This window comes from Pedobacter frigoris, assembly GCF_005116445.1.
Lineage (GTDB): Bacteria > Bacteroidota > Bacteroidia > Sphingobacteriales > Sphingobacteriaceae > Pedobacter > Pedobacter frigoris.
Window position 1 is genome coordinate 207,723 of the sequence record NZ_SWBQ01000003.1, and the last position, 14,738, is coordinate 222,460.

At 41.2% G+C, this 14,738-nt stretch carries 10 protein-coding genes; 9 read left to right on the forward strand and 1 reads right to left on the reverse strand.

Annotation, left to right across the window (positions count from 1 at the left end; translation table 11 throughout):
- Positions 1 to 77: 77 nt before the first annotated feature.
- Positions 78 to 2,777: an alanine--tRNA ligase gene (gene alaS / locus FA047_RS11655; protein ID WP_136836250.1), complete on the reverse strand. Its 2,700-nt coding sequence runs from the start codon at positions 2,775 to 2,777 to the stop codon at positions 78 to 80.
- 130 nt (positions 2,778 to 2,907) lie between these two features.
- Between alaS and FA047_RS11660 the strand changes: the two genes are divergently transcribed.
- From FA047_RS11660 to FA047_RS11700, 9 genes are all read left to right on the forward strand, one after another.
- Positions 2,908 to 3,243: a MerR family transcriptional regulator gene (locus FA047_RS11660; protein WP_136836251.1), complete on the forward strand. Its 336-nt coding sequence runs from the start codon at positions 2,908 to 2,910 to the stop codon at positions 3,241 to 3,243.
- Positions 3,244 to 3,537: 294 nt separating this feature from the next.
- Positions 3,538 to 5,553: a ComEA family DNA-binding protein gene (locus FA047_RS11665; protein ID WP_136836252.1), complete on the forward strand. Its 2,016-nt coding sequence runs from the start codon at positions 3,538 to 3,540 to the stop codon at positions 5,551 to 5,553.
- 7 nt (positions 5,554 to 5,560) lie between these two features.
- On the forward strand, positions 5,561 to 7,465 hold the full coding sequence (locus FA047_RS11670) for a ComEC/Rec2 family competence protein (RefSeq protein ID WP_136836253.1): 1,905 nt from the start codon (positions 5,561 to 5,563) through the stop codon (positions 7,463 to 7,465).
- Between the two features lie 62 nt (positions 7,466 to 7,527).
- Positions 7,528 to 8,307: an enoyl-CoA hydratase/isomerase family protein gene (locus FA047_RS11675; protein WP_136836254.1), complete on the forward strand. Its 780-nt coding sequence runs from the start codon at positions 7,528 to 7,530 to the stop codon at positions 8,305 to 8,307.
- 16 nt (positions 8,308 to 8,323) lie between these two features.
- Positions 8,324 to 9,001, forward strand: coding sequence for a DUF4412 domain-containing protein (locus tag FA047_RS11680; RefSeq protein WP_136836255.1), 678 nt, complete (start codon positions 8,324 to 8,326; stop codon positions 8,999 to 9,001).
- An 11-nt stretch (positions 9,002 to 9,012) separates the two neighbouring features.
- Positions 9,013 to 10,875 carry an LTA synthase family protein gene (locus FA047_RS11685; RefSeq protein WP_136836256.1) on the forward strand — a complete coding sequence of 621 codons (1,863 nt, stop codon included), beginning with the start codon at positions 9,013 to 9,015 and terminating at the stop codon, positions 10,873 to 10,875.
- Between the two features lie 3 nt (positions 10,876 to 10,878).
- Positions 10,879 to 13,041 (forward strand): S9 family peptidase, encoded by a 2,163-nt coding sequence (locus FA047_RS11690; protein WP_136836257.1) that lies wholly within the window; start codon positions 10,879 to 10,881, stop codon positions 13,039 to 13,041.
- A gap of 109 nt (positions 13,042 to 13,150) precedes the next feature.
- Positions 13,151 to 13,960: an MlaE family ABC transporter permease gene (locus tag FA047_RS11695; RefSeq protein WP_136836258.1), complete on the forward strand. Its 810-nt coding sequence runs from the start codon at positions 13,151 to 13,153 to the stop codon at positions 13,958 to 13,960.
- A gap of 4 nt (positions 13,961 to 13,964) precedes the next feature.
- Positions 13,965 to 14,735 (forward strand): ABC transporter ATP-binding protein, encoded by a 771-nt coding sequence (locus FA047_RS11700; RefSeq protein ID WP_136836259.1) that lies wholly within the window; start codon positions 13,965 to 13,967, stop codon positions 14,733 to 14,735.
- The last annotated feature ends 3 nt before the right edge of the window (positions 14,736 to 14,738 follow it).

Consider the following 14,738-nt stretch of genomic DNA (forward strand, 5'->3'; position numbering starts at 1 on the left):
CTCCTCAAACAAGAGATTTTTCCTCGTTCCTCGTCGAAATGACGTGATGATACTAAATGCTAAGTATATGGCCTCCTTTAAGAAACCAATCCTTCTGCCTTTTCCAGAACAGTCTTCAATCCGTCTTTATTTTTACCGCCTGCAGTAGCATAAAATGGCTGTCCGCCGCCACCGCCTTGTATATCCTTGGCCAGTTCCCTGACAATATTAGATGCATTGAGCCCCTTGTCTTTTACCAGGTTTTCAGACAGCATTACTGTAATTCCGGGTTTATCGTCTATAAGCGTCGTAAATACTAAAAACAAATCGTCAACCAGGTCTTTAACTGCAAATGCAAGATTCTTAACAGCATCAGCATTAGGAAGTTCGACATGCGTCGCAATCACATTTACACCATTAATGGTCTTCATGTGGTGTACAATCTCGTGTTTCAGGTTGGCCGACTGCTCCAGAACGGCTTTTTCAGCATCTTTCTTCAACCGGTTGTTCTCTTCTATCAAAGAAGAAACCGCAGCTTTGAGGTCCTTATTGCCTTTCAGCAATTCCCTCAATTCATTCAGTTCTCTATTCTGATCCAGCACAAAAGCCTCTGCTTTATCAGCCGTAATGGCCTCTATACGCCTTACTCCCGCTGCAACCGCACTTTCGGAGATGATTTTAAAATAACCGATTTGTCCCGTTGCCTGTACGTGCGTACCGCCACAAAGCTCTTTGGAATAATGGTCGTCAAAAGTGATGATCCTGACCAGGTCTCCATACTTCTCGCCGAACAATGCGGTAACACCGCTGGATATCGCCTGATCGTAAGGCACATATCTTTGCTCTTTCAAAGGGATATTCTCTCTTACTTTCTGATTCACCAAATGCTCAATCCGCGCCAGTTCCTCATCCGTCACTTTCGCAAAATGCGAAAAATCGAACCTTAGGTAATCGGGGTTTACCAATGAACCTTTCTGGTTCACATGTGAACCCAATACTTTTTTCAAAGCAGCATGCAACAAATGCGTAGCAGTATGGTTATCCTGCGAAAGCAGTCGTTTATCTTCATCTATCACTGCCCAGAAAAGTCCTTCAACATCCTCAGGCATCGTATCAGTGTAATGTACAATTACACCATTTTCCTTCTTGGTATCTGTAATCTCTACGAAGAAAAGACGACTATGGTCTTCCAGTCTGCCGGTATCTCCTACCTGTCCGCCGCTCTCCGCATAAAAAGGAGTTTTACTCAGCACGATCTGATACTGTTCCTTACCCTTTGCGCTTACCTTTCTATATTTTACGATCTGAGTTTCCGCCTCTACATCATCATAACCAACAAACTCGACTTCAAGTTCCGGATTTACCAGCACCCAGTCGCCCGTATCTACAGCTGTAGCCGCACGTGAACGTTCTTTTTGTTTCAGCAAGGCCTTGCTATACTCGTCCATATCCACCGACCAGCGTTTCTCCCTGGCCATCAGCTCAGTCAGATCTATCGGGAAACCATAGGTGTCGTTCAGTTCGAAAGCAAAATCTCCGGAGATCACCATCTGGTCTTTCAAAATGCTGTAAACCCATTGATCCTCAAAAGATTTTTCAGGCTCTATTGCATTCTCCGACATCAGGAATTCAGCCTGCTTTTTAGTGTAGTTATCAAAGCGTTGGATACCTGTAGCTAAAGTTCGTAGGAAGGAAACCTCTTCTTCCAAAACTACCTTCTGCACAAAATCCTGCTGCAATACCAGTTCCTCAAAAACACCCTTAAACTGCTCCGCTAAAACCGGTACCAGTTGATTTAAGAAGGGCTCCTTTAAATTCAGAAAAGTATAGGCGTAACGCACAGCGCGACGTAAAATACGGCGGATTACATACCCTGCTTTATTATTTGACGGCAATTGTCCGTCAGCAATTACAAATGAGATCGCACGAATGTGATCTGCCATCACACGCATCGCAATGTCAGTCTTTTCATCAGCACCATAAGTAATTCCTGCATGGTTGGCGATCACCTGGATCAATGGCTGAAATACGTCCGTATCGTAGTTTGATGACTTACCTTGCAACACACGCACCAGACGCTCAAATCCCATTCCTGTATCCACATGCTGTGCAGGCAAGGGCTGTAATGAACCGTCTTTCAAACGATTAAATTGCATGAATACGTTATTCCAGATCTCAATTACCTGCGGATGATCTGCATTGACCAGGCTTTTTCCTGGTACCTGACTCCGCTCGTCATCAGGACGGCAATCTACATGAATCTCAGAACATGGTCCGCAAGGTCCCATATCTCCCATTTCCCAGAAATTGTCTTTTTTATTTCCAAGGATGATGCGGTCTTCGGGCACATATTGTTTCCAAAGCTCATAAGCTTCAGTATCGCGTGGCAAGCCTTCCTTTTCGTCTCCTTCGAAGATCGAAACATAGAGCTTGTCTTTCGGTATTTTATAAACTTCGGTAAGTAATTCCCAGCTCCAGGCAATGGCTTCTTTCTTAAAATAGTCTCCAAAACTCCAGTTGCCCAGCATCTCAAACATGGTATGGTGATAGGTATCAATACCCACCTCTTCCAGGTCATTATGTTTACCAGACACACGCAAACAACGTTGTGTATCGGTTACTCTGAGATGTTTTATAGGGGCCTCGCCAAGGAACAGATCTTTAAACTGGTTCATTCCGGCATTGGTAAACATTAATGTCGGATCGTTTTTAACTACAATTGGTGCAGAAGAAACAATATGGTGTTGTTTGGATTCGAAAAATTTTAAATATGCTTGTCTGATTTCCTTAGCTGTCATCCTTCTCTTTATTAATGGTTAACAAACTTAGATAAAATTATTCTTTTTTGTTTATGGATACTTGAGTACTTTTATCTAAGTTTGAACACTTCAAATAAAAGCTGTAAACAACTAACAATCAATACCAACTATGCCTTACAAAGAGCGGGAAATCAACAAAATGTATTATACAATGGGCGAGGTGACCGAAATGTTTGGTGTAAATGCTTCGCAAATCAGGTTTTATGAAAAGGAATTTGAAGTACTGCAGCCCAAGAAAAATAAGAAGGGCAATCGCCTCTTTACCCCTGAAGATATTGAAAACCTAAAGATCATTTTTCACCTTGTGGACGACAAGGGTTTTACTTTAAAAGGTGCAAAAGACCACCTTAAAAACAATAGCGGAGAGGTTAAGGAAAATCAAAAAATCATCGCTTCTCTGGAGAAGCTGAAAGATTTCTTACTGAAACTGAACGAGGAAATCTAATAAATTTCATTAATTTTTAGTTAATACGTGTTGCGATGTGGCTGTCTGGTGGACAGGGTATACCCATCTGTATCGTGACCCCACATTTAGCTCACCTCTACCCCACATTTTTGCTATAAAAAGTGGGGTAGAGGTGAGCTAAATACGTGATCAAGGTGGCCTAGTTAGTACCTTGTCTTATACGTGCCTATAGCATCTATCGGATATCGGATAAAGAAATTTTTAAATTAAAATAACAAGATCTGGTTATCATCAAAATCTTTAAGGTCATTTGGCTGATTTATGCCAAATACAATGAAAGCATTAATAACCCTGTTACTAATTTCGTGGGGTTGTACTGTCAAGGCACAGGAAGATGTACTGATACAAGAAATTATTGAGGGCTTTGCTGATCAGCTGCCGGAAGATTACGATCTGTATGAACTTACAGAGCGTTTGAGCTTTTATCAAAAGCATCCTATCGACTTAAATAAAACCAGTCCTGAGGATTTAAAGAAATTGGTCTTTGTATCCCCACTTCAGATCGCCAGCCTTTTCGAACATTTAAAAACCAATGGTCAATTGATCGATGTCTTAGAACTTCAGGGGATTTCCGGCTTTGATCTGCAGACCATCAACCGGATCCTGCCTTTCATAAAAATATCCGCTCCTTCAGATTTATCTCAGCTCAGAGCAGAGACTTTTGCAAGTAACGACCTCATCATCCGGTACGGACGAACACTACAAACTCAAAAAGGTTTCCATGATTTGCCGGGCAGCAGGTATCTGGGCAGTCCCGACAAACTTTTATTGAGGTATAAATACCTGGTAAAGGATTTCATGTCCGTGTCGCTAGTGGCCGAAAAAGACGCCGGTGAGCATTTTATACATGGCAAAAGCGGAGCAGATCATTTGTCGGGAAATGTGACCTTCCAAAAATTCGGTCCGTTTAAGAAACTGGTTGTAGGTGATTACAGTATGCAATTTGGACAGGGACTTGCTTTATGGTCTGGCTTCGCATTCGGAAAGGGGCCTGATGTTACCAGTGTAGCCAGTAAGGATCTCGGACTTCGACCCTACTCCTCTTCAAACGAGTCTTCATTCTTAAGGGGAATAGCGTCAACTATCGGCATCACAAAATACATTGATTTCACTTCATTTTTTTCTTCACGGAAACTGGACGCGAGTTTAAAGAGCAGTGCCGACGGCAGCATGACCCTGGAAAACATCAACATCAGTGGTTTACACCGCACCCCGACAGAACTGAAGAACCAAAAGAGTTTGGGCCAGGTGGTTTATGGTGCTGCTTTCCAATATGCTCATGACCATTTAAACATGGGATTAGTGACCTATAAAACCCAATATCAACAGAGGTTTGTAACGGGCAATCAACTTTATAACAAATACAGTTTTGAAGGAGAGGAACTTCTAAATACAGGGGTCAATTACAGCTATACGTTTAAGAACATGTATTTTTATGGAGAACTGGCACACAGTATCGGAAGTGGCTGGGCATTACTCAATGGTATAATGGCAAGTTTATCTCCCAGAATCTCAGCTGTACTGTTATACCGGAATTACGAGAAGAACTACCATAGCTTTTTTAGCAGGGCCATTGGTGAAGGCACTGAAACTAATAATGAAAGAGGAATTTATGGCGGAATGAATTATACCCCTCATAAATACTGGTCATTCTCTCTATATGCCGATTATTTTAAGTTCCCATGGCTGAAATACCGCATTGATGCAGCATCTGAAGGTTACGAGCTATTGGGACAAATGGCCTTTACCCCAAATAAGACCACCAAAATATTGCTGAGGTATAAAAGAGAGATCAAGTCACAAAATGCGGATGCCGGAAGTTTGGATAAGGGTATTCAAAGCGTATTGAAACAGAATTTCCGTGTTGAAGGAAAATGGAGCGGAAACAAACAGCTGAACTTCCAAAGTCGTGCTGAGGTAGCCTGTTATCAAAAGGGAATTGCTGTTTCTGAAACTGGATATTTGGTATACCAGGATGTAAACTACAAACCCCTTAACACTAAATTATCCGGCAACTTAAGGCTGGCCTACTTCAATACCCCATCTTACAACAGCAGGATCTATGCTTATGAGGACGATGTGCTTTACGGTTCTGCTTTTGGCATTTATCATGGCAAAGGTTTCAGAAGCTTTATAAACCTGAGGTACCAGGTGATGAAGTCCCTGGATGTATGGTTCAGGTATGCGACTTCCTTTTATAAGGATGTGGAAACAGTGGGTTCAGGTCTGGATGAGATCAGGGGAAATAAAAAAACAGATGTGAAGTTACAGGTGCGCTACCAGTTCTGATGACAATATGGAAAAGTTAAAATACGAAAAATCGCAAATTGTCTTCGTGCATTTGCTCCTGACTTATGCTGCAGGCATACTTTTATCCTATCATTTTAGAACTTCGCAGTTATTGCATGTGATGATCATAGCCTGTGGTTTGATCTTTCTCGGCATCGCAACCATTGCTGTTTTTTACCGTCAACTCCGGTTGTACAAAAACAAGTGGATGACAGGAACTATGGTTTACCTGTTTAGTTTTTGTTGCGGTGGGTTAATTTGCCTGTTAAATGACTCCAGGTTAGCCTCTGATTACTATGCAAGTAAAGAAGCTGATTATTTAAAGGTCACTGTCACGGACGAACCTCAGGTTAAGAATGGAATGCTTCGGTTTAAAGCAGAAGTTACTGAACGCTATAAAGACAATGGAGATATAAAATTAAGAGCGGAGGGCAAATTACTGGTGATGGTTCATCTGGACAGTAGCAGCACCCGGCTGCCTGCTTATGGCAATGAGCTGATCATCCCCTTCCGGTTTTCAGAAATTGAGCCGCCTTACAATCCTGGAGAGTTTGATTATAAATCATGGCTGGCCGCAAAAGACATCCATAACCGGGTATTTTTAAAACAACATGAAATCGTGACATTGGCTGAGCGCAAGGGAAATCCACTAATAGCCTATGCATTAACCCTAAGGTCTAAACAAGTGGCCTACTACAGGAGCATACTCAAAAATGATGATGCGTTTGCCATGGCCTCTACATTAATACTGGGCTACCGTGCAGATTTAAGTGAGGATACTTTGGCTGTCTATTCAAAAACCGGAACCATACATGCTTTATCCGTTTCAGGTATGCACGTAGGTCTGATCTATCTGGTGCTCGATTGGATTTTATTTTTTCTATGGCGAAGTAAGCTGATGAAGGTATTGAAAGTCGGTATTATCCTGACTGCCATTTGGTATTACACACTACTTACAGGCTTATCGCCTTCTGTTCTTCGCTCTGCAATCATGCTTTCCGCATTTGTCTTTGCAAAACTACTCGATAGAGAAAGTAATGGGTATAACGTACTCGCTTTTGCCGCATTTTGCCTTTTGCTTTATGATCCCTACCTGATTTGGGATGTCGGTTTTCAACTCTCCTTCCTTGCAGTTTTTGGATTGATTTGTCTGCAACCATTGATCCAGTCCTGGTGGCCGGTTGAGCATAAATGGGTGTCCCGGATCTGGTCTGCACTTGCTATGTCATTTTCCGCCCAACTGACCACCTTTCCATTGAGTATCTATTATTTTCATCAGTTTCCCTTATACTTTCTGATCAGTAACCTTTTCATCATCATCCCGTCAGCCCTGATCATGTATCTGGGCATCATCATCCTCGTATTCAGGTTGAGTTTCCTGGCTTCTGTTTTCGAATGGATGATTCATTTTATGAATAAAGGGCTGGACTACATCTCCATGCTTCCGTTCTCGAATCTGACAGGCATATGGATCGATAAAACAGAACTTATTTTAATTTGTACAAGTCTTTTATTGATGATATTTATGCTGAAAACGAAAAATAAATGGATGCTTTTTGGATCGATATGTTGTTTGCTTTTGTTGCAGTTAAAGTCTGTATACAGCAACCTACAGCTAAGCCATCAAAAGAAAATCATTATATTCAAGCTGCGTAAAAATTATGCCGCAGCATTTATCTCAGCCGGAAAAGCAATTGTTTTTACAAACTTAAATGCCGGTGAAAAGACTTTCAGGTATTCGGTTAAGCCTGCATTAGATCTCTATCAGATTGAGCAAGTCACTTTTATCAATGGGGATAAATATATGGTTACACCATATTTCAGGATAAATGGTGATGAAATTTTATTTTACAATTACCTCCTGAGAATAGATGATCTCAAAAAAAGAATTGCTACTCAAATAGATTTGTAGTTGTATTTCTTCTGATAATTTATCTAAGTTTGACTAATAAATCTAAGTATAAATCACAAAGTATGACAGGCTCCCTGGTTCTATATTCTGTAAGTCAGCGCATTGCTACCATTTCCATAAACCGTCCTGAAAAACGCAATGCGTTAAATCCAGAGTTGGTCAGTCAACTCACAGCAGCATTCATCAATGCATCTGAAGATGACGAGGTAAAGGTAATTGTCTTAAAGGCGAACGGGGATGTTTTTAGTGCCGGGGCCGACCTTGCCTATCTTCAGCAGCTGCAGCAAAATAGTTATGAGGAGAACCTTGCGGATTCTGAAAATTTAAAACGTCTTTTTACTACGATTTACTACCTGCCAAAGGTGGTGATTGCCCAGGTAGAGGGACATGCGATAGCCGGGGGATGTGGGCTGGCCACTGTTTGCGATATCATATTTTCTGTTCCGGAAGCTAATTTTGGCTACACGGAAGTTAAGCTTGGCTTTGTACCTGCTATTGTTTCCTGTTTCCTCCTCCGAAAGACCAGTGAAACCGTAGCAAAGAGAATACTGCTCACAGGTGAATTATTCTCAGCTCAGCAGGCACTCGATTATGGATTGATCACCTTTGTAACAAACAAGAATGAAATTGATCAAAAAGTAAATGATTTTGCTTTAAATTTGTGTACTGAAGCTTCCTCGAATTCGTTAATGGTAACGAAACAACTGATCGGACAAACCACCAATCCGTTATTGGAAAAAAGTTTATCTCTCGCAGTACAGATCAATGCAAGGGTAAGAGATAGCGAAGATTTTAAAAAAGGAGTCGCCTCCTTTGTCAATAAAGAAAAAATTAAATGGTAATCAATTAGATAAAAATATGTTTAAATCAATAAAAACAGGTGTTGTAGCGCTTATTTTAATCAGCACTGCCATCATTGCAAAGGCCCAGAAAGTAATGGACCAGGGTACGCTGATTTATGGGATTGAATACGTCCTTACTGAGGAACAGAAAAAAGCCGTAGACCCTTCGATGCTTCCTTCTGAAAGCAAAGTGCAGTTCAATGGGAATATTTCAAAAGTCGAAGTAGACATGGGAGTAGCCATGTTGAAGGTATATACAGATGGCATGGCAAAAAACGCCCTGGTTCTTGTTGACATTCCAATAATGCAAAAGCAGTATGCCGCTAAAATGTCAAAAGAAGACCTGGAAAAACAATCTGGCAGCAGAAAGTTCTCAGACTTTAAAGCCACAGGTGAGCAGCAAAAAATTGCGGGTTATAATGCTGAAAAATACAATTACAAAGACGATAACGGAGGTTCATACGAGGTTTGGATGAGTAACGACATCAAGTTCTCAGCCGGTGCTACCCCTCCGGGATTTGAGCAAATAAAAGGCACTCCGGTTAAGTTCACCAACATGCAGGACGGTGTTAAAACCGTACTTACTTTGAAAAGCCTCAAAGAAGAGAAAGTTGGACCTTTCACTTTAGATGTCCCTAAAGGCTATGAAGAAAAGACAATGGCTGAATTAAAAGCAATGCAGGGCGCACAATAGCATATTATAAAATGTTGAAAAGCCTTCTTTTTTTTGCCAGATTCTTCTTATTCTGGCTGTTATTTTTCTTTCTTGATCGCCTCATATTTTTAATCATCAATTTTAAAAAGATTGCTATCAATCCTGCACAGGACATTATAGCAACTTTTTATCATGCGCTGCCTTTGGACCTCTCCATGACGGCCTATATTGTGGTTATCCCGCTATTGAGCTATGTATACTGGCTATTTAGCGGAAGAAAAATAGTAGAACTCAAATGGCTATCGGTTTATAATAAAGTATTGGTCGTTATTTTTAGCATACTTTCTGTTGCTAATTTCAACATCTACCGTGAATGGGGCAGCAAAATCAACGCAAAAGCTTTAGGATTTGCGATTTCCACGCCAAATGAAGCACTTGCTTCCAGTGCCTCTTCGCCGATTGGTTTGTCTATAGCTTCATTGGCATTATTGATCATACTGGGCTTTGTCTTACAGCGACGGGTAGTACTTAGGGTTCTTGAGTTTGAAAAAACTGCTCTGTTGATCAAGGGCATTGCTATACTCTCATTGGTTTTGGTCAATTTTTTATTGATCCGTGGCGGCCTTAAAGGTTCTCCCATCACGCAAAGTATGGCCTATTTTTCGAAGGACCAGACACTCAATAATGCGGCAGTAAATACAGAATGGAACCTAATTTCCAGTCTCCTCGCTTCGAGGATGACTAAATCAAATCCATACCTCTATATGGATAAACAACAGGCAGATGCGATAGTCAAAGATCTTTATACACCTGCCAAAGACACAACAATAAATCTGCTTACCACAAACAGACCCAATGTAGTTTTGGTAATCATAGAAAGTTTTACTGCCGATCTGATCAAAACTTTAGGGGGGGAAGACGGCATCACGCCCAATTTTGAAAATCTGATCGATCAGGGCGTTTTATTTAGCAATGTATATTCGACAGGCAGTCGCACCGATAAGGGGCTTGTTGGAACTTTAGCCGGTTTCCCTACTCTAGCAGCCGGCAGTATTGTCAAATGGCCGGAGAAAATGCAGAAATTACCTGCTATATCCCAGACGCTCTTTAAAAACGGCTACCATACTTCCTTCTTTTATGGCGGAGAATCTGAATTTGATAATTATAAGGCTTTCATCCTGAGCCATAATTATCAGAATCTGGTTGATAGAAATGACTTTAAGAATGCCGGCGGAACCAGTTGGGGGCAGTTTGATGAAGTGGTGTTTGCAAGACAAACTGAAGAACTCAATAAGGAGCCTCAACCCTTCTTTTCTACATTACTGACATTGACCAACCACGAACCTTACGGACTTCCCGGAGCTTACAAATTTGGCAAGGCCGATAATGTTGCGAAATTTAAAAGTACCGCCCATTATACAGATTCGTGTATCAATGCTTACCTGAACAACGCAAAAAAACAGGCATGGTATAAAAATACCCTGTTTGTCTTCATTGCAGATCACGGACACCTGCTGCCGAGGAATAACCAGGAGATCTTTAATCCGCGGCGTTACCACATACCACTGCTCTTTTATGGAGACGTAATTAAAGAAGAATTCCGGGGAAGAAAATTTGAAAATACAGGTAGCCAGTCTGATGTGGCCGCAACACTCCTGTCACAGCTAAACATCAATGCAAAAGATTTTGCCTGGAGCAAGAACCTTTTAAACCCTTACAACAATTCTTTTGCTTTTTTTAGCTGGGATAATGGAATGGGCTTTATCGATAACCAACAATGTGTTACTTTTGACAATGTAGGCAAGACCGTTTTGTACAACAACAATGATAAGGATGCAAAACAGACTGAGAAGACGCTAAATAATGCCAAGTCATACCTGCAAAAAGTGTATCAGCAATTTATAGAACTTTAAAAAATGAACTTCAGAAACATCATCTTCAAACTGGCTTTGATCTTATTAATTGGATTCTGCCAGCAATCGTATGCACAGGAAATCAGGTGGACTAAGGATGGAAACAGCTATTATCAGGTAATGGATGGTGAATTGGTCACCATCAGCCTTCCCAATAATGAAAGGAAAGTCGTGGTAGGCCGCGAATTACTTTATTCCTCGGGAAGCGGAATCAATGCCATTAAAGATTTCCAAATTTCTGAAGACGGCACTAAAGTACTGATCTATACCAACAGTAAAAAGGTATGGCGTTATGAAACCCGGGGAGATTATTATGTGGCCGACCTTAAAGCCAACCAGATCACCAAAATAGGAAAAGACAAACCTGCATCGTCATTGATGTTTGCGAAGTTTTCTCCTGATGGAAATAAAGTAGCCTATGTAAGTAAGCATAATCTTTATGTTGATGATCTGAGCAATAAAGCCACCAAGGCACTGACTACAGATGGTACCGACAGGCTGATCAACGGAACGTTTGACTGGGTTTATGAGGAAGAGTTCGATTGCAGAGACGGATTCAGATGGAGTCCTGACGGGAAGTCAATTGCTTACTGGCAGATCAATGCAACCAAGATCAGAAATTTCCTAATGATCAATAATACTGATTCTATATATTCTTACACAATTCCTGTTGAATATCCTAAAGTGGGCCAGGATCCTTCATCATGTAAAGTTGGCGTGGTAGACATCGCTACCGCTAAAACCGAATGGCTGAAAGTACCTGGTGACCAGGTTCAGAATTACATTCCAAGAATGGACTGGATCCCAAATACCAATGAGGTCATTCTACAGCAGCTGAACAGAGAACAAAATGTAAGCAAACTATTCGTCATCAATGCTGGCAGCGGAACGGTAAACAACATGTATACAGATACAGATAAAGCCTGGATTGATGCAGGCAAAGGATGGGAATGGATCAACGAGGGTAAAGAATTTCTGTGGATCAGTGAAAAAGACGGATGGCGCCATGCTTACCGCATCAGTAAAGACGGCAAAAAGCAGACCCTGATCACCAAAGGAGATTATGATATGATAGAGCAATCACTTGTGGATGAGCAAAATGGCTGGTTATATTTTATAGCTTCACCTACCAATGCAACTCAAAAATATTTATACAAAACAAAACTTGCCGGTGGTGGTAAACCTGAAATGGTGACCCCTTCTATCCTGCCGGGTACACATAGTTACGAGATCTCTCCTAATGGTGTATTTGCAAGACACACCTATCAAAGCGCAACGATACCGCCGCTTACGGAGTGGATGAAACTAACAACCTTAAATCCACTGACAATGAATGGTAGTATCACTACGCAATTGTCGAGGATAAAGCCGCAGCGCAATCCTGTGGAGTTTTTCAAGGTAACGACAGAAGATGGGATACAATTGGATGGCTGGATGAAGAAACCTGATAATTTCGACCCGGCAAAGAAATACCCTGTCGTGTTTTATGTATATGGTGAACCTGCTTCACAAACCGTTACAGACACTTATGGTGCCGGTCAGAACTGGCTTTATGCCGGCGATATGCCGAAAGATGGCTATATCTACGTGTCTGTGGAGAACCGGGGCGCCCCTGCTCCTAAAGGCAGGGAATGGCGCAAAAGCATTTTTCAGAACATTGGAACTTTAAACATCCGTGATCAGGCCCAGGCAGCTAAGAAAATTATGGAATGGCCTTTTGTAGATAAAAACAGAATTGCTGTATGGGGATGGAGCGGTGGTGGTTCATCCACACTGAATCTGATGTTCCAGTATCCGGAAATTTACAAAACCGGTATCGCTATAGCAGCTGTTGGTAATCAACTTACTTACGATAATATTTACCAGGAACGTTATATGGGTTCCCCTTTAAAAACCAAAGATGCTTACATTAAAGGATCCCCTGTCACCTACGCCAAAAATCTGCAGGGAAATCTCCTGTATATCCACGGTACAGGAGATGATAACGTACATTATCAAAATGCAGAGATGCTGATCAATGAACTCATTAAAAACGGAAAAGTTTTCCAGATGATGGCCTACCCCAACAGAACGCATAGTATCAATGAAGGCGAAGGCACCTCAAGACACCTGGCATTGACGTATACGCAATTTTTACAGAAAAATTGTCCGGGCGGAGGAAAATAAGCCATAATTATTGAGTTTTGGCGCAGGGTTTGATAGTTAGTGTTCTCAGAAGCCAGATCGAACGGAAAACAATATTGTAAATCGAATAACATGACATTAAGGCGTATACATGGAGAGCAAGACTGAAAGTGAGAAAATTTTAACTGAGGAAGTAAAAAGTCCGGGTAAAATAGCCAGGACTTTCATGACACTATATGATGTTTTTCAGTTTATGGGCCGCTTTTTCAAAGAGGGCTTTCTACCTCCCTACGAAGGTAAAGAATTGATGAAACAATGTTATGATATTGGCTACCGTTCTCTCGCACTGATATCACTTACAGGATTTATTACTGGTATTGTATTTACGAAACAGTCTCGCCCTTCGCTGGCCGAGTTTGGCGCAACATCATGGTTGCCCTCTTTGGTAGGTATTGCACTTTTGAGAACTCTGGCTCCCTTGCTGACTTCACTGATCGCCGCCGGTAAGGTAGGATCAAGTATAGGTGCTGAACTGGGCTCAATGAGGGTAACAGAACAAATTGATGCAATGGAAGTGTCGGCTACTAATCCTTTTAAGTTTTTAGTAACTACAAGGGTGCTTGCTGCAACAATTACAATCCCTATTCTTACATTCTATACCGCAATGGTTGGTATGCTTGGGGCATTGTTAAACGTATCACTTAGTGAAGGAACAAGTGCCAAAGCATTTTTTCAGTCTTCGCTGGAATCTATTACATTTCTGGACATTACAGCCTCGACAGTTAAAGCGATAATATTCGGTTTTACGATTGGTATGGTTGGCTGTTACCAGGGATATAATTCATCTAAGGGAACTGAAGGCGTAGGTAAAGCTGCAAACTCTGCAGTAGTTATCGGGATGTTTCTGATCTTTATAGAGGAAGTAGTATCAGTACAGTTTTTTGGTTTATTCAGGACTTAAAATTATGGAACAAAAGAAGCCCCTGAATGAGCAGGAAAAAGTTATCGAGATTAAAGGCTTATACAAATCCTTTGGAAATTATCATGTACTGAGAGGTGTAGACCTGGATCTTTATAAAAGAGAAAACCTGGTGGTGCTTGGTAAATCAGGGACCGGTAAATCTGTACTCATTAAAATCATCGTAGGTTTATTAACTCCTGATCAGGGCGAAGTTAAAGTTCTGAACCAGGTAGTGGACGAGATTACCTACAAAGAGCTGCTGGCTTTGAGACTAAAAGTAGGTTTCTCTTTCCAGAACAGCGCGCTTTATGATAGTATGACAGTGAAGGAAAACCTGATTTTTCCGTTGATAAGAAACCAGAAGAACCTGACTAAAGCTGAAATAAATAGTGCTGTAGAAGAGATGCTGGATGCAGTGGGATTATTACAGACCATCAACCAAATGCCATCAGAGTTGTCTGGTGGACAAAGAAAAAGAATAGGAATTGCGCGTACATTGATCCTTAGACCGGAAATCATGCTATATGATGAACCTACTGCCGGACTGGATCCGATTACTTGTCTTGAGATCAATAGCTTGATCAATGAAGTACAGGAACGTTTCCATACCAGCTCAATCATCATCACACATGATTTGACCTGTGCAAAGGCAGTCGGAAATAGAGTAGCCATGCTGCTGGACGGCAAATTTGAACGTCAGGGTAGCTTTGAAGACGTTTTTAATACAAGTGATGAACGCGTAAAACCATTTTACGATTATAATTTTATTCAATAAAGA